The organism is Streptomyces asiaticus (assembly GCF_018138715.1).
GTDB lineage: Bacteria > Actinomycetota > Actinomycetes > Streptomycetales > Streptomycetaceae > Streptomyces > Streptomyces asiaticus.
Map to the genome: position 1 here is coordinate 2,738,577 of NZ_JAGSHX010000006.1, position 14,781 is coordinate 2,753,357.

The 14,781-nt window shown below is 69.7% G+C and carries 17 protein-coding genes; 5 read left to right on the top strand and 12 right to left on the bottom strand.

Annotation, left to right across the window (positions count from 1 at the left end; all coding sequences use genetic code 11):
- Window positions 1-30 precede the first annotated feature (30 nt).
- Window positions 31-879, bottom strand: coding sequence for a 3-hydroxyacyl-CoA dehydrogenase family protein (locus KHP12_RS19165; RefSeq protein WP_211833210.1), 849 nt, complete (start codon window positions 877-879; stop codon window positions 31-33).
- A gap of 96 nt (window positions 880-975) precedes the next feature.
- Window positions 976-1,617: a TetR/AcrR family transcriptional regulator gene (locus KHP12_RS19170; RefSeq protein ID WP_086880447.1), complete on the bottom strand. Its 642-nt coding sequence runs from the start codon at window positions 1,615-1,617 to the stop codon at window positions 976-978.
- Between the two features lie 80 nt (window positions 1,618-1,697).
- On the opposite strand from KHP12_RS19170, the gene KHP12_RS19175 reads away from it, so the two are divergent.
- The 3 genes from KHP12_RS19175 (at window position 1,698) to KHP12_RS19185 (ending at window position 4,057) form a co-directional block, all read left to right on the top strand.
- Entirely contained in the window at window positions 1,698-2,480 is a 783-nt protein-coding gene (locus KHP12_RS19175; RefSeq protein ID WP_086880448.1) for an ABC transporter ATP-binding protein, read from the top strand.
- A gap of 37 nt (window positions 2,481-2,517) precedes the next feature.
- Window positions 2,518-3,273, top strand: a complete 756-nt coding sequence (locus KHP12_RS19180) for an ABC transporter permease (RefSeq protein ID WP_086880449.1) — start codon at window positions 2,518-2,520, stop codon at window positions 3,271-3,273.
- Window positions 3,274-3,484: 211 nt separating this feature from the next.
- The gene (locus tag KHP12_RS19185) at window positions 3,485-4,057 is read left to right on the top strand and encodes a cob(I)yrinic acid a,c-diamide adenosyltransferase (protein ID WP_086880450.1); all 573 of its coding nucleotides are present in this window, start codon (window positions 3,485-3,487) and stop codon (window positions 4,055-4,057) included.
- Window positions 4,058-4,146: 89 nt separating this feature from the next.
- On the opposite strand, the gene KHP12_RS19190 is transcribed toward KHP12_RS19185, so the two are convergent.
- Entirely contained in the window at window positions 4,147-4,698 is a 552-nt protein-coding gene (locus KHP12_RS19190; protein WP_037951159.1) for a hypothetical protein, read from the bottom strand.
- 171 nt (window positions 4,699-4,869) lie between these two features.
- Between KHP12_RS19190 and KHP12_RS19195 the strand changes: the two genes are divergently transcribed.
- Window positions 4,870-6,099 carry a sensor histidine kinase gene (locus tag KHP12_RS19195; RefSeq protein ID WP_167442400.1) on the top strand — a complete coding sequence of 410 codons (1,230 nt, stop codon included), beginning with the start codon at window positions 4,870-4,872 and terminating at the stop codon, window positions 6,097-6,099.
- A 23-nt stretch (window positions 6,100-6,122) separates the two neighbouring features.
- On the top strand, window positions 6,123-6,812 hold the full coding sequence (locus KHP12_RS19200) for a response regulator (RefSeq protein WP_051572968.1): 690 nt from the start codon (window positions 6,123-6,125) through the stop codon (window positions 6,810-6,812).
- Between the two features lie 117 nt (window positions 6,813-6,929).
- Here KHP12_RS19200 and KHP12_RS19205 read toward each other — a convergent pair whose 3' ends face one another.
- The 9 genes from KHP12_RS19205 to atpB form a co-directional block, all read right to left on the bottom strand.
- A complete protein-coding gene (locus KHP12_RS19205) occupies window positions 6,930-7,379 on the bottom strand; it encodes a DUF2550 domain-containing protein (protein WP_037951163.1) in 450 nt (149 codons plus the stop codon).
- Between the two features lie 120 nt (window positions 7,380-7,499).
- The gene (locus KHP12_RS19210; RefSeq protein WP_037951023.1) at window positions 7,500-7,877 is read right to left on the bottom strand and encodes a F0F1 ATP synthase subunit epsilon; all 378 of its coding nucleotides are present in this window, start codon (window positions 7,875-7,877) and stop codon (window positions 7,500-7,502) included.
- A 111-nt stretch (window positions 7,878-7,988) separates the two neighbouring features.
- The gene (gene atpD / locus KHP12_RS19215) at window positions 7,989-9,434 is read right to left on the bottom strand and encodes a F0F1 ATP synthase subunit beta (protein WP_037951025.1); all 1,446 of its coding nucleotides are present in this window, start codon (window positions 9,432-9,434) and stop codon (window positions 7,989-7,991) included.
- A 4-nt stretch (window positions 9,435-9,438) separates the two neighbouring features.
- Window positions 9,439-10,353 (bottom strand): F0F1 ATP synthase subunit gamma, encoded by a 915-nt coding sequence (locus KHP12_RS19220; RefSeq protein ID WP_086880580.1) that lies wholly within the window; start codon window positions 10,351-10,353, stop codon window positions 9,439-9,441.
- Window positions 10,354-10,357: 4 nt separating this feature from the next.
- Window positions 10,358-11,929 carry a F0F1 ATP synthase subunit alpha gene (gene atpA, locus KHP12_RS19225; RefSeq protein WP_086880581.1) on the bottom strand — a complete coding sequence of 524 codons (1,572 nt, stop codon included), beginning with the start codon at window positions 11,927-11,929 and terminating at the stop codon, window positions 10,358-10,360.
- 89 nt (window positions 11,930-12,018) lie between these two features.
- Window positions 12,019-12,834, bottom strand: coding sequence for a F0F1 ATP synthase subunit delta (locus tag KHP12_RS19230; RefSeq protein WP_086880582.1), 816 nt, complete (start codon window positions 12,832-12,834; stop codon window positions 12,019-12,021).
- Window positions 12,831-13,394: a F0F1 ATP synthase subunit B gene (locus tag KHP12_RS19235; protein ID WP_037951034.1), complete on the bottom strand. Its 564-nt coding sequence runs from the start codon at window positions 13,392-13,394 to the stop codon at window positions 12,831-12,833. Before KHP12_RS19235 ends, KHP12_RS19230 begins: the two co-directional genes overlap by 4 nt.
- A gap of 38 nt (window positions 13,395-13,432) precedes the next feature.
- The gene (atpE, locus tag KHP12_RS19240; protein ID WP_037951036.1) at window positions 13,433-13,675 is read right to left on the bottom strand and encodes an ATP synthase F0 subunit C; all 243 of its coding nucleotides are present in this window, start codon (window positions 13,673-13,675) and stop codon (window positions 13,433-13,435) included.
- 77 nt (window positions 13,676-13,752) lie between these two features.
- Window positions 13,753-14,562, bottom strand: a complete 810-nt coding sequence (gene atpB, locus KHP12_RS19245) for a F0F1 ATP synthase subunit A (RefSeq protein ID WP_037951039.1) — start codon at window positions 14,560-14,562, stop codon at window positions 13,753-13,755.
- Window positions 14,563-14,781 lie beyond the last annotated feature (219 nt).

The following is a 14,781-nucleotide window of genomic DNA, read 5'->3' on the forward strand; positions in this document are numbered from 1 at the left end:
AATTCCGGGCCTGACGCCGCACCAAGGCCCTCAGTAGCGGTAGAAGCCCTCGCCGCTCTTCCGGCCGATGTCCCCCGCATCGACCATCCGGCGCATGATCTCCGGCGGTGCGAACTTCTCGTCCTGCGACTCGGTGTAGATGTTGTCGGTGGCGTGCAGCAGGATGTCCACGCCGGTCAGGTCGGCCGTCGCGAGGGGTCCCATCGCATGGCCGAAGCCCAGCTTGCAGGCGGTGTCGATGTCCTCGGCCGTGGCGACCCCCGACTCGTACAGCTTCGCCGCCTCCACCACGAGGGCGGAGATCAGCCGGGTGGTGACGAAACCCGCGACATCGCGGTTGACGACGATACAGGTCTTGCCGACGCCCTCCGCGAACTCCCGTGCGGCGGCCAGGGTTTCATCGCTCGTCTTGTGCCCGCGCACCAGCTCGCACAGCTGCATCATCGGCACCGGCGAGAAGAAGTGGGTGCCGACGACCCGCTCCGGGCGGCGGGTGGCCGCGGCGATCTTGGTGATCGGGATGGCCGAGGTGTTCGAGGCCAGGATCGTGTCGTCCTTGACCAGTTCATCGAGGGCGCCGAAGATCTCCCGCTTGACCTCGATCTTCTCGAAGACCGCCTCCACCACGACATCCGCGTCGGCGGCGGCGTCGAGGTCGGTCGTGGTGGTGATCCGGCCCAGCGCCCGCTCGGCCTCCTCCGCCGCCAGCTTGCCCTTGGCGACGAACTTGTCGTACGAGGCCCGGATGGTGTCCGTGCCGCGCCGCAGCGCCTCGTCGGTCACATCGCGCAGCACCACGCCCCAGCCGGCCTGGGCCGAGACCTGCGCGATACCGGACCCCATGAGTCCGGCTCCGATGACCGCGAGCTTCTTGGCCACGACACACTCCTTCTGATTCCGTCCGACTTGGTCACAGTCCGATGTGCCGGACCTTAACGCCCGTTCACCCCCGCGGGCAGCCCCTCGTAACGCGCGTCACGGTGTGTTCTTCGCCGCATAGTTGAGGACCGTGTCGCTCAGGAGCGACTCCATGACGTCGACGTTGCGGAGGGCGTCCTCGGCGACCGCGTCCACACCGCCGCCCTCCGCGAGCCCGCGGATGATCGAGCGCAGCACCGCGTTCTGCAACCCGACGAGCTGGTGGGCGATGAACTCGGGTCTGGGGTCCCCGGGGTCGGCCGCGGCCTCCTCGCGCAGGGTGGCCCCGAGCTGGTGGACCGCCTTGCCCTGGATCGTGAAGAGCCTGGCCATCAGCGTCGGGGACTCCACGATGACCTGCCGGAACCGGTCGTAGCCCTCGCTCAGCCCGACATAGGCGTGCCGTTCGCGGATGTCCTGGCGCAGCTGGTCCATCAGCGCCCGCGCCGCGGACTGTCCGGGCGCGCGGTCCCGTACGAGCCGGGAGGGGCGGTCGACGACCTCGTCCTCGCGGTCGACGAAGAGGTCCTCCTTGGTCGGGAAGTAGTTGTAGACCGTGTTGACGGAGACCTCGGCCGCCTCGGCGATCTCCGCGATCGTGACCGCCTCGAAGCCGCGCGCCATGAACAGCCCGGTCGCGACGTCCGAGATGTGCTGTCTGGTCTGCCGTTTCTTCCGTTCCCTGAGCCCTTCCGCCATGGCCTCATCCTAGCTTCGCTGGGGCTCATTGATTTTTGGGGTGATTGCAAAATTGGTGCGCCTCTGTTTTTCTGGACCCCATGGCAGTCATCACGACGAACGGCCTCACCCACACCTTCCGGACCAAGCGCGGCCCCGTGGCGGCCGTGCGCGGTATCGACCTGACCGTCGAGCGCGGTGAGATCCTCGGCTTCCTGGGGCCCAACGGAGCGGGCAAGACCACCACGCTGCGCATGCTCACCACGCTGCTCCCGCCCACCGGCGGCAGCGCCACCGTCGCCGGGCACGACCTCGCCCGCGATCCGGCCGGGGTACGCCGGCGGATCGGCTATGTGGCCCAGTCCGGCGGGGTCGATCCGACCGTCTCGGTACGGGAGGAGCTGGTCACCCAGGGGCGGCTCTACCGGATGGGCAAGGCCGAGGCGGACGCCCGCGCCGGGGAGCTGGCCCGGGACCTGGGCCTGGCCGAGCTGCTGGACCGCCCCTGCGCCGCGCTCTCCGGCGGTCAGCGGCGGCGGCTGGACATCGCCCTCGGCCTGGTCCACCGGCCCGAGATCCTCTTCCTGGACGAGCCGACCACCGGGCTCGACCCCGGCAGCCGCGCCGACCTCTGGCAGTTGATCCGCGGGCTGCGCGCCGAGCACGGCATGACGGTCTTCCTGACCACCCACTACCTGGACGAGGCGGAGGCGCTGTCCGACCGGCTGGTCATCGTCGACCAGGGGCTGGTGGCCGCCGAGGGGACGGCGGAGCGGCTCAAGGCCGAGCACGGCGGCGCTGCGGGCGCCACCCTCCAGGACGCCTTCATCGCCATCACCGGGCGCGGCACCGCCCCCCGGAACCCCGCCCCGCTCGCCGTCTGACCAGGACACCCGCCCCCAAGCCCCGGAAGAAGGCCCGATGCCTCATCTCGTCTCCGACACGGCCCTGATATTCGGCCGCTACGCCCGCCAGACGCTGCGCTCCAAACCCGCCCTGATCTTCGGGATGGTCCAGCCGCTGCTCTTCCTCGTCTTCTTCGGCCCGCTGCTCACCGATCTGCCGCTCGGCGGCCCGGCCGGCTCCTGGCAGACCATCGTCCCCGGCATCCTCGTCCAACTCGGCCTGTTCAGCGCCTCGTTCACCGGGATCGGGCTGATCCTCGAGCGCCGTACGGGCGTCGTCGAGCGGATGCGGGTGACCCCGGTCAGCCGGCTGGCGCTGCTGATGGGCCGGGTGCTCAAGGACGTCGTACTGCTGCTGACGCAGTCCCTGATGCTGGTGTGCGTCGCCGTGGCGCTCGGGCTGCGCGCCCCGGTGCTGGGCGTGGCGATCGGCTTCGTCTTCGTCGGTGTGCTGACCGTCTCGCTCGCCTCGCTCTCCTACGCGCTGGCGATGCGGGTGTCCTCGCCGCAGGGGTTCGCGCCGGTCATCAACTCCGTCACCATGCCCGCGATGCTGCTGTCCGGGATCCTGCTGCCGATGTCGCTCGGGCCCCGCTGGCTCGACATCGCCTCGCACTTCGTGCCGTTCCGCTACCTCGTGGACGGAGTGCGGGCCGCCTTCGCCGGGGAGTACGGGGACGGGAAGATCGCGCTGGCCGCGCTGGTCGCCACCGCGCTCGCGGCGGTGGCCGTCACCCTCGGGGCGCGGCTCTTCCAGCAGGCCGGGGCTTAAGAGGGCGCGCGGATAGGTGGGGCGGCGTCGCGGGGCGATGGGCGGCGCCTGGCGGCGTTGTCGTCGGTCGACGACTCCCCCAGCTACCGCTGGGAGGTGCCCCCTCCGCGTCGCCTCCCTCCTCCGCCTTGCCATGCTTGCCCCTCGCCCCGCTCCTTCCTCCACCCCACCTATCCGCGCGCCCTCTGGTCCGCCGCGTACGCTCGGAGCCATGGTCAATCTCACCCGCATCTATACGCGTACCGGCGACACGGGCTCCACCGCCCTCGGCGATATGAGCCGCACCGCCAAGACCGATTCGCGGATCGGCGCGTACGCCGACGCCAACGAGGCGAACGCCGCGATCGGGGTGGCCATCGCACTGGGCCAACTGCCCGCCGAGATCGTCAAGGTGCTGGTCCGCGTCCAGAACGACCTGTTCGACGTGGGCGCGGACCTGTGCACACCGGTGGTGGCGGACCCCGCCCATCCGCCGCTGCGCGTGGCACAGGGCTACATCGACAAGCTGGAGGCGGACTGCGACCGCTTCCTGGAGGGGCTGGAGAAGCTGCGCAGCTTCATCCTTCCGGGCGGCGCCCCGGGCGCGGCGCTGCTGCACCAGGCGTGCACGGTGGTGCGCCGCGCCGAGCGCTCCACCTGGGCGGCGCTCACCGAGCACGGGGACTCGATGAACGCGCTCACCGCCACTTATCTCAACCGGCTCTCGGATCTGCTGTTCATCCTGGCCCGCTCGGCCAACAAGGAGGTCGGCGACGTTCTGTGGGTCCCGGGCGAGAACCGCTGAAAAACCACGGGCCCCGTCGGCCCGGCGTGGCGCGTCGCCGGGGCCGACGGGGCGGGGCGGGGCTCGTCGTCGTCTGCCCGTTACGGGGGTTAGCGGGCAGACGACGCGGAGCGCTCCCGCTTGGGAAAGAGCGTGTAGCTGAGGGCGATGGCCACGTTGATGCCCATCAGGAACAGCATGTTCCGCTGCCAGTCGCGCAGCGAGCCGATCTCACCGTCGTCGCCGACGTACCAGATCCCGCCCTGGAGCAGTGCGATGGCGATGACCGCGGCCAGCACCCAGCGCCCGGCGGTCTTCCACTCGTGCAGGGTGCGCGCCGCACCGTACTTCGCGGGCTTGACCGGCGGCGGCCCGCCGAAGAAGCGGTGGGCCACCCGGGCGTCGACCCATTTGATCGTCGAATGGCCGAGCGCGGCCGAGTAGCCGATGTAGACCGCGGCGAGACCGTGCTTCCAGTCCGGTTCCGCGCCGTTCCTCAGGTCGATCACGGTCGTCACGAACAGCACCACCTCCAGCACCGGTTCGCACAGGAGCACCACGGTGCTCGCCTTCGGCATCTTCGCCACGTAGCGCAGCAGAATGCCGATGCCCAGCAGCACCCAGAAGCCGACCTCACAGGCGATGATCAGCGCGACAACCACGATGTTTCCTCTCTCGCTCTGCCCTTGGTCCCAAGCCTCCCCGTCGATCGGGCCGCACGCGTCGTCGGCGGCGATGAATCCCGACTGCATCCTTCGATGTACGCGGCCGGGCGGTGGGCCCGGACCCAAGGGGGAGGGCCGACCGGCGCGCCACATGGTGTGATGGGTGCCATGCCGTCCCCTCCCCATCTCCCACGCCCACACCGGCATGACGTCCTCATAGGCCTGAGCGGACTGCTCGGCGGGGCCTTGATGTGGGCGATGGGGGTGCACAACAACCAGTCGTTCTTCCACGCGCCCCGCTGGCTGGGGCTGATCGCGCTGGTCGTGGTCTCCGCGTGCGAGCTGCTGCGGCGTTCGAGGCCCCTCGTCGGCCTGGGCGTGGGGACCGCGGCGCTCTCCCTGGACATCCTCAGCGGCGGGCTGGGCGTGACGTTCCTGATGTACACCGACCTGGTGTACTCGGCCGTCATGTACTCCGGCCCCACCGCCGCCCGGCGGATCCCCCGGATCTGCTGGCTCCTCACGGGCCTGGCCACCGTGGTGCCGCTGGCCATCTACAACGACCCCCTGGCGCTGCTGGTCGGCACGTTCGTCGCGCTGCTCACCCTCACCCCGGCGTGGACCGGGTCGGTGGTCCGCAACCACCGCGAGGAGGCCGCGGCCGCCCGGCTGGAGACCGAACGGGTCGCGCTGCTGGCCGAGTTGGACCGGCGGGAGGCGGTGGCCTCGGAGCGCTCCCGGATGGCGCGCGAACTCCACGACATGGTGGCCAACCACCTCTCGGCCATCGCCATCCACTCCAGCGCCGCGCTCTCCCTCAAGGACCCCGCCGCGACCGACGAGGCGCTCGGCGTCATCCGGGAGAACAGCGTGCGCGGCCTGGCCGAGATGCGCCGGCTGATCGGGCTGCTGCGGGACCCCGGGGAGAGCTCGGAACCGGCCGCCACCTCCACGCTCGACGCGCTCGACACCCTGCTGGAGCAGGCCCGCACCAACGCCCGCCCCGGCGGCCAGGACATCGTCCTGTGCGACGAGCGGCCGGCCGGCGCCGCCCCGCTGCCCGCCCCGGTCGAGCTCGCCGCGTACCGCATCGTCCAGGAGTCGCTCACCAACGCCCTCAAGCACGCCGCGCCCGGCCGGGTGGACGTGACGCTGGCGCATCGCGCGGACGGCCCGCTCGAGGTCAGCGTCATCAGCCCGTACGGCGACCGCGAGGGCCCCCGGGCGCCCGGCTCCGGCACCGGGCTGATCGGGATGCGCGAGCGGGTGTCCCTGCTCGGCGGCACGCTCGACGCCGGTCCGGTCTCCGGGCCCGAGGGCATGGTGTGGCGGGTGCGGGCCGCGCTGCCGCTGGACGACGAGAGCGCTCAGAGCCTGAGCGCGCAGAGTGTGCCATGACCCTTCGACGACCAGGAGCCGCCGTGTCCCCGCCCGCCCCGCCCGCCCGTTCCGCGTCCAAGCCGATCCGGGTGCTGGTCGCCGAGGACCAGGGCTCGGTCCGCTCCGGGCTGGTGCTGATCCTGCGGTCCGCCCCCGATGTGGAGGTGGTCGGCGAGGCGGTGGACGGCCTCCAGGCGGTGGAGATGGCCCGGGCGCTGCGCCCCGATGTGGTGCTCATGGACGTCCAGATGCCCCGGCTCGACGGGGTGTCCGCCACCCGCCAGGTGGTCGCCGAGCAGCTGGCCGATGTGCTGGTGCTGACCACCTTCGACCTGGACGAGTACGTCTTCGGGGCGCTGCGCGCGGGCGCCGCCGGGTTCCTGCTCAAGGACAGCGAGGCGGCCGATCTGATCGAGGCGGTCCGTACCGTGGGGCGCGGCGAGGGCATGATCGCCACCGCGGTCACCCGCCGTCTGATCGCGGAGTTCGCCCGGCCCCAGGCCGCCCCCTCCCCCACCGCGCCCAGCCCCGAGGTGCTCGCCACGCTCACCCCGCGGGAGCGGGAGGTGCTGGCCTGTCTGGGGCAGGGGCTGTCGAACGCGCAGATCGCGGAGCGGCTCACGATGGCGGAGGCCACGGTGAAGACGCATGTCAGCCGGCTGCTGAACAAGCTGGAGCTGCGCAGCCGGGTCCAGGCCGCGGTGCTGGCCCAGGAACTGGGCGTGCGCTGAGCAGGTCAGAGGAAAGTCCGCTACGGTTCGGGCAGCGCCCCGAAGGGGCGCGGGGAACTGCGCGACCAGCCACGACGCCGCCGCAGTCGGCCGACGACGACACCTCCAGCGGACCCCTCAGGCCACGTTGACGCGCTGGCCGGGGGGCGCGGCCTCCAGCCAGGCCAGAAAGCCGGTCAGGGCGTCATCGCTCATGGCCAGTTCCAGCCGGGTGCCGCCGTGCCGACAGGCGAGCACCACCGCGTCGGAGAGCAGCGCCAGCTCCTCCTCGCCCTTGGGGGTGCGCCGCTCCAGCACCTCGATCGAGGCGCGCTCCAGGATTCGCCGGGGCCTCGGCGCGTAGGAGAAGACCCGGAACCACTCGACGCGGTCACCGTTGTAGCGGGCGACGCCGTACACCCAGCCCTTGCCGCTGGGCTCGGATTCGCTGGACGGTGGATCCCAGCGCAGTGAACAGTCGAAGGTTCCGCCGGACCGCTGGATCAGCCGCCGCCGGAGACCGAAGACGAAGAGTCCCACCACCACCAGCGCGACGACCACGCCGCCCACAAGCAGAGCGAGGACCATCTTCACCGACCTCCTCGCGTCATCCGGAAAAACCGCACCTGCATCGCCTCAGCCGCGGACCGCTGAAGGGGAGCTCCAGCGAGGTCCGCGGCTGAGGTTTTCCGACCGTACGTGACAGGCTCAGTGCGCTCCCGCCACCGCGCGCAGCCGGACGTCGGCGCGCCGCTCGGCGGCGGCGTCCGCCTCCGACTTGGCACGCTCCAGCGCCCGCTCCGCGCGCTTCACATCGATCTCGTCGGACAGCTCCGCGACTTCGGCCAGCAGTGAGAGCTTGTCGTCCGAAAACGAGATGAACCCACCGTGCACCGCGGCCACGACCGTTCCGCCGTCGACCGAACGGATGGTCACCGGGCCGGACTCCAGCACACCGAGCAGCGGCTGGTGGCCGGGCATGACGCCGATGTCACCCGATGTGGTGCGCGCGATGACCAAGGTGGCCGCACCGGACCAGACACTACGGTCCGCCGCGACCATCTCGACGTGCAGCTCAGCAGCCAACGTGGCTCCTCGGGTCTCTCCCCGCCGGGTCGGGCAGGGCTTTCGTCAAAGAATAACGGGCGTACGGAGAGGGGCGGGACCGGGCCCACCCCTCTCGCGGAGCTACCGGGCTCAGGAGACGCCCAGCTCCTTGGCCTTGGCCTTGAGGTCGTCCAGGCCACCGCACATGAAGAACGCCTGCTCGGGGAAGTGGTCGAACTCACCGTCGGCGATCGCGTTGAACGCGGCGATGGACTCGTCCAGCGGCACGTCCGATCCGTCGAGACCGGTGAACTGCTTCGCCGCGTGGGTGTTCTGCGACAGGAAGCGCTCGATACGACGGGCGCGGAAGACGGTGAGCTTGTCCTCCTCGCCGAGCTCGTCGATGCCCAGGATGTTGATGATGTCCTGGAGGTCCTTGTACTTCTGGAGGATCGACTTCACGCGCGAGGCGCAGTCGTAGTGGTCCTGCGAGATGTAGCGCGGGTCCAGGATCCGGGACGTCGAGTCCAGCGGGTCCACCGCCGGGTAGATGCCCTTCTCCGAGATCGGCCGGGAGAGCACCGTGGTCGCGTCGAGGTGCGCGAAGGTGGTCGCCGGGGCCGGGTCGGTCAGGTCGTCCGCGGGGACGTAGATCGCCTGCATCGAGGTGATCGAGTGACCACGGGTCGAGGTGATGCGCTCCTGGAGGATGCCCATCTCGTCGGCCAGGTTCGGCTGGTAGCCCACCGCGGAGGGCATCCGGCCGAGCAGGGTCGAGACCTCGGAACCGGCCTGGGTGAAGCGGAAGATGTTGTCGATGAAGAACAGCACGTCCTGCTTCTGCACATCGCGGAAGTACTCCGCCATGGTCAGACCGGCCAGGGCGACGCGCAGACGGGTGCCCGGGGGCTCGTCCATCTGGCCGAAGACCAGTGCGGTCTGCGGGAGCACGCCGGACTCGGCCATCTCCTCGATCAGGTCGTTGCCCTCACGGGTGCGCTCGCCGACACCGGCGAACACGGAAACGCCCTCGTGCAGCTTGGCCACACGCATGATCATTTCCTGGATGAGCACGGTCTTGCCGACGCCCGCGCCGCCGAACAGACCGATCTTGCCGCCCTTGACGTACGGGGTCAGCAGGTCGACGACCTTCAGACCGGTCTCGAACATCTCGGTCTTGGACTCGAGCTGGTCGAACGCCGGGGCCTTGCGGTGGATGGACCAGCGCTCGGTGACCTCGGACTCGGCCTCGGGCTCGTTGAGGATCTTGCCCAGGGTGTTGAACACCCGGCCCTTGGTGACATCGCCGACCGGCACCGTGATGCCGTCGCCGGTGTCGGTCACCGCGGCCTGGCGGACCAGACCGTCGGTGGGCTCCATGGAGATGGCGCGGACCAGGCCCTCGCCCAGGTGCTGGGCGACCTCGAGGGTCAGGGTCTTCTTCGCACCCTCCAGCGCCGGGTCGGCGACCTCGACGGTCAGCGCGTTGTAGATGTCCGGCATCGCGTCGACGGGGAACTCCACGTCGACGACCGGGCCGATGACCCGCGCGACGCGGCCGGCGGCCACAGCGGTTGGCTCAACAGTGGTGGTCATAGTGTCAGTCACTCCCCGCGGAGGCGTCGGCCAGAGCACTCGCGCCACCGACGATCTCGCTGATTTCCTGGGTGATGTCGGCCTGGCGGGCCGCGTTGGCAAGCCGCGTGAGCGACTTGATGAGCTCTTCGGCGTTGTCGGTCGCCGACTTCATCGCCCGCCGGGTGGCCGCGTGCTTGGAGGCGGCGGCCTGGAGCAGGGCGTTGTAGATGCGGGCCTCGACATACCGGGGCAGCAGGGCGTCCAGGACGTCCTCGGACGACGGCTCGAAGTCGAAGAGCGGGAGGATCTCGCCCTTCTTCTCCTGCTCCTCCGCCTTCTCCGCGAGGCTGAGCGGCAGCAGCCGGTCCTGGACCGGGGTCTGCGTCAGCATCGAGACGAACTCGGTGAAGACGATGTGCAGCTCGTCCACGCCGCCCTCGGCCGTGTCCTTGAGGACGGCCTCGATCAGCGGGCCCGCGATCTTCTTGGCGTCCGCGTAGGTGGGGTTGTCGGTGAAGCCACCCCACGACTCCGTGACCTTGCGCTCACGGAAGGCGTAGTACGCCACACCCTTGCGGCCGACGATGTAGGCGTCGACCTGCTTGCCCTCGCGGGTGAGCCGCTCGGTGAGCTCCTCGGCCGCCTTGATCACGTTGGACGAGTAGCCGCCCGCGAGACCCCGGTCGCTCGTGATGAGCAGGACCGCGGCCCGGGTCGGGTTGTCGCTCTCCGTGGTCAGCGCGTGCTGGGTGGTGGAGCCCTTGGCGACCGCGCCCACCGCCCGGGTGAGCTCGGTGGCGTACGGAGTCGACGCGGCCACCTGGCGCTGCGCCTTGACGACGCGCGAGGCGGCGATCATCTCCATCGCCCTGGTGATCTTCTTGGTCGCGGAGACGGACTTGATCCGCCTCTTGTAGACCCTCAGCTGGGCACCCATACGCTCAGTCCTCGCCCAGCAGCTTGCCGCCCGAGGTCTCGAACTGCCGCTTGAAGGAGTCCACGGCCTCGCCCAGCGCCTGAATCGTGTCGTCGGACATCTTGCCGCCCTCGACGATGCTGGTCAGCAGCGACTTGTGCTCACGGTGGAGGTAGTCGAGCAGTTCCCGCTCGAAGCGGCGGATGTCCTCGACCGGCACGTCGTCCATCTTGCCGGTGGTGCCGGCCCAGATGGAGACGATCTCGTCCTCGGTGGAGAACGGGGCGTACTGCCCCTGCTTCAGCAGCTCGACCATGCGCGCACCGCGCTCCAGCGACGCCTTGGAGGCCGCGTCCAGGTCCGAACCGAAGGCGGCGAACGCCTCGAGCTCGCGGTACTGGGCGAGGTCCACCCGGAGGCGGCCGGAGACCTGGCGCATGGCCCGGTGCTGGGCGGAGCCACCGACACGGGAGACCGAGATACCGACGTTCAGGGCCGGGCGCTGACCGGCGTTGAACAGGTCGGACTCCAGGAAGCACTGGCCGTCGGTGATGGAGATGACGTTGGTCGGGATGAACGCCGACACGTCGTTCGCCTTGGTCTCGACGATCGGCAGACCGGTCATCGAACCGGAGCCCATGTCCTCGGAGAGCTTGGCGCAGCGCTCCAGCAGCCGGGAGTGCAGGTAGAAGACGTCACCCGGGTAGGCCTCACGGCCCGGCGGGCGGCGCAGCAGCAGGGACACCGCGCGGTAGGCGTCGGCCTGCTTGGACAGGTCGTCGAAGACGATCAGGACGTGCTTGCCCTCGTACATCCAGTGCTGGCCGATGGCCGAGCCGGTGTAGGGGGCCAGGTACTTGAAGCCCGCCGGGTCGGACGCCGGGGCGGCGACGATCGTCGTGTACTCCAGGGCGCCGGCCTCCTCCAGCGCGCCGCGCACGGACGCGATGGTGGAGCCCTTCTGGCCGATGGCGACGTAGATGCAGCGGACCTGCTTCTTCGGGTCGCCGGAGCGCCAGTTGTCGCGCTGGTTGATGATCGTGTCGACGCACAGCGCGGTCTTGCCGGTCTGCCGGTCGCCGATGATCAACTGACGCTGGCCACGGCCGATCGGGGTCATCGCGTCGACGGCCTTGTAGCCGGTCTCCATCGGCTCGTGCACCGACTTGCGCTGCATGACCGTGGGGGCCTGAAGTTCGAGGGCGCGGCGGCCCTCGGTCTCGATCTCGCCGAGGCCGTCGATCGGGGCACCCAGCGGGTCGACCACGCGGCCGAGGTAGCCCTCGCCGACGGCGACCGAGAGGACCTCGCCGGTGCGGTGCACCTGCTGGCCCTCCTCGATGCCGCTGAACTCACCGAGGACGACCGCACCGATCTCGCGCTCCTCGAGGTTGAGGGCGAGGCCGAGGGTGCCGTCCTCGAACTTCAGCAGTTCGTTCGCCATGGCCGAGGGAAGACCCTCGACCTTCGCGATGCCGTCGCCGGCAACGCTGACCGTCCCGACCTCCTCGCGCGAGGCCGCGTCCGGCTTGTACGCCTGGACAAAGTTCTCCAGTGCGTCCCGGATCTCCTCCGGCCGGATCGTGAGCTCCGCCATCTGGGTTCCCTGCTCTCCTTGTTGGGCCCGAAGTGTTTGACTACGGCCCAACTCGGGCCGCTTACATGCTTGTTGAGTTGGTGGCTGTGTCAGCCGGCCATCCGCCGGGCCGCCTCTTCGAGGCGGTCCGCGATGGTCCCGTTGATGACCTCGTCGCCGATGCGCACCGAGATCCCACCGAGGACCTCGGGGTCCACGTCCAGGTTCAGGTGCATCTTCCGTCCGTACAGCTTCCCCAGTGCGTCACCGAGCCGCTGCTTCTGCCGGTCGCTGAGCGGCACCGCGGAGGTGACGACCGCGACCGTACGGCCCCGGCGCGCCGCCGCCAGCTTGGACAGCTCGTCGAGACCCGCCTCCAGGCTACGACCCCGCGGGTGGGTCACCAGACGGATCACCAGCCGCTCGGTCCGCTGGTCGGCGCGGCCGCCGAGCAGCTCGGCGACCAGGCCGGACTTGGCGGAGACGCTCGCGCGCCGGTCGGTGAGCGCACCGCGCAGCTCGGGCGAGGAGGAGACGATCCGGCCGAACCGGAACAGCTCGTCCTCCACGTCGTCGAGGGTGCCGGCCCGCTCGGCCGCGACCAGGTCGGCGGCGTTGGCCAGCTCCTCGATCGAGTCCACCAGGTCACGCGAGCGCGACCAGCGGGAACGGACCAGGCCGGAGATCAGGTCGATGGTCTCGCCGCCGACCTGTCCGCCCAGCACCCGCGCGGCAAGCGTGGCCTTGGCCTCGCCGGGCTGCGCCGGGTCGGTGAGGACCCGGCGCAACGAGACCTCGCGGTCGAGCAGCGCGGTGACGGCGGCCAGCTCATCGGCGAGCTTCGTCGCGTCGACGGAAGTGTTGTCCGTCAGGGCGTCGAAGCGCTCGCGCGCGGCTGCCAGTGCCTCCCGGCTCGCTCCGTTCATCGGCCGGCCTCGGCCTTCGAGCCATCGGTCGCCTTCGCCTCGAGCTCGTCGAGGAACCGGTCGATGGTGCGGCTCTGCCGGGCCACGTCCTCGAGCGACTCACCGACGATCCGGCCGGCCAGGTCGGTGGCGAGCCTGCCCACGTCCTGGCGCAGGGTCTGAGCGGCCTGCTTCCGATCGGCCTCGATCTGCGAGTGACCGGCAGCGATGATCTCCTCACGCTGCCGCTGGCCCTCCGCGCGCATCTCGGCGATGAGCGCGGCGCCCTGCTCCTGCGCCTCCTGGCGCAGTCGCGCGGCCTCGTGACGGGCGTCGGCGAGCTGGGCTCGGTAGTCCTCGAGGACCTGCTGGGCTTCGGCCTGAGTGGCCTCGGCCTTCTCCATGCCGCCCTCGATCGCCTCGCGGCGCTCCTCCAGAACCCGGTTGATGTTCGGGAGGAGCTTCTTGGCGAGGAAGATGAAGACGATGGCAAAGGCGATCAGGCCGATGACCAGCTCCGGGATCGGCGGGATGAGGGGGTTCTCACTCTCCTCAGCCGCCACCTGTACCAGGGCGTTCACATCAGTGCCTTCCGTCTGTCGTGGTTAAAGCGGTCCGTTCAGGACTTGAAAAGGAAGCCCATGACGATACCGATCAGCGCGAGCGCCTCACAGAAGGCGAAGCCCATGATCTGGTTGGCGCGGATCAGGCCGGCCGCCTCGGGCTGACGGGCGAGGGCCTGGGTGCCGTTACCGAAGATGATGCCGACGCCGACGCCGGGGCCGATGGCGGCGAGACCGTAACCGATCGAGCCGAGGTTGCCGGTGATGCCGTCGGCGGCGAGGGTCTGGAGAGCGGACATGCCGGTTCTTCCTTTGCGTTTCATGGGCCGGTGGGGGTTGGCCACCGGACGTCTGATGGTCTGGGAGGCAGGTGTGCTCAGTGGTGCTCGGCGAGCGCGCCCTGAACGTAGTTGCAGGCCAAGAGCACGAAGACGTACGCCTGGACAGCCTGGATGAAGAGCTCGAAGGCGGTCAGCAGAATCGTCATCACGAAGGACGCGCCCGCGTAGGCGATCCCGATGCCGTTCAGCAGGTACCAGGAGCCGATGGTGAACATCAGCAGCAGCAGGTGGCCGGCGAACATGTTGGCGAAGAGCCGGACCGCGTGGGTGAAGGGCCGGATGATCACGTTCGAGAAGAACTCGATCACGACGATCATCGGCAGGATCGCGCCGAGCTCCTTGTCGTAGCCGGTGATGTTCTTCCAGCCGCCGACGAAGCCGTGCTTCTTGAAGGTCAGGTACATCCAGAGGACGTAGACGATGGCGGCGAGACCGGCCGGGAAGGCGATGATCGACGTCACCGGGAACTGGGCGACCGGGATGACCGACCACAGGTTCATGATCCACACGAAGAAGAACAGCGAGACCATGAGAGGGACGTACTTCTCGCCCTCCTTCTTCCCGAGGGCCTCGTAGACCAGCCCGCGGCGCACGAAGTCGTATCCGGCCTCGCCGACCATCTGTAGCTTGCCGGGGACCACCTTGGCCCGGCCGAAAGCGGCCCAGAAGAACCAGACGATGACGACGGTGCCCAGCAGCGCGAGCAGCATCGGTTTGTTGAAGTCGAATCCGCCCACCGAGAAGAGCGGCTCGAACTTGAACGAATGGAGTCCGGGTGCCGGGAAGCCGCACCCGTCGAAGATGTGGCAGTTCGTCTCGAAGGCGAGCGTCTGGTCAGAACTCACCGCGAGCTCCTTCAGCGTGGCGCATGGGTACGGCAACCTCGTTGTGTCGGCGCGGCACGCGGCCACGGAACGGCACTGGACTGGTCTTACGAATGTGGGGGCGGCTGATCGGCGCGGGGCCGAGTGGTATGGAGGGCATCAGCTGCATGGGCCGCCGATTCCGTCCCGTGAATTCCGGGGGTTCAGCTACCTGCGCCCGCTGTGCCTCAGATGGCACCG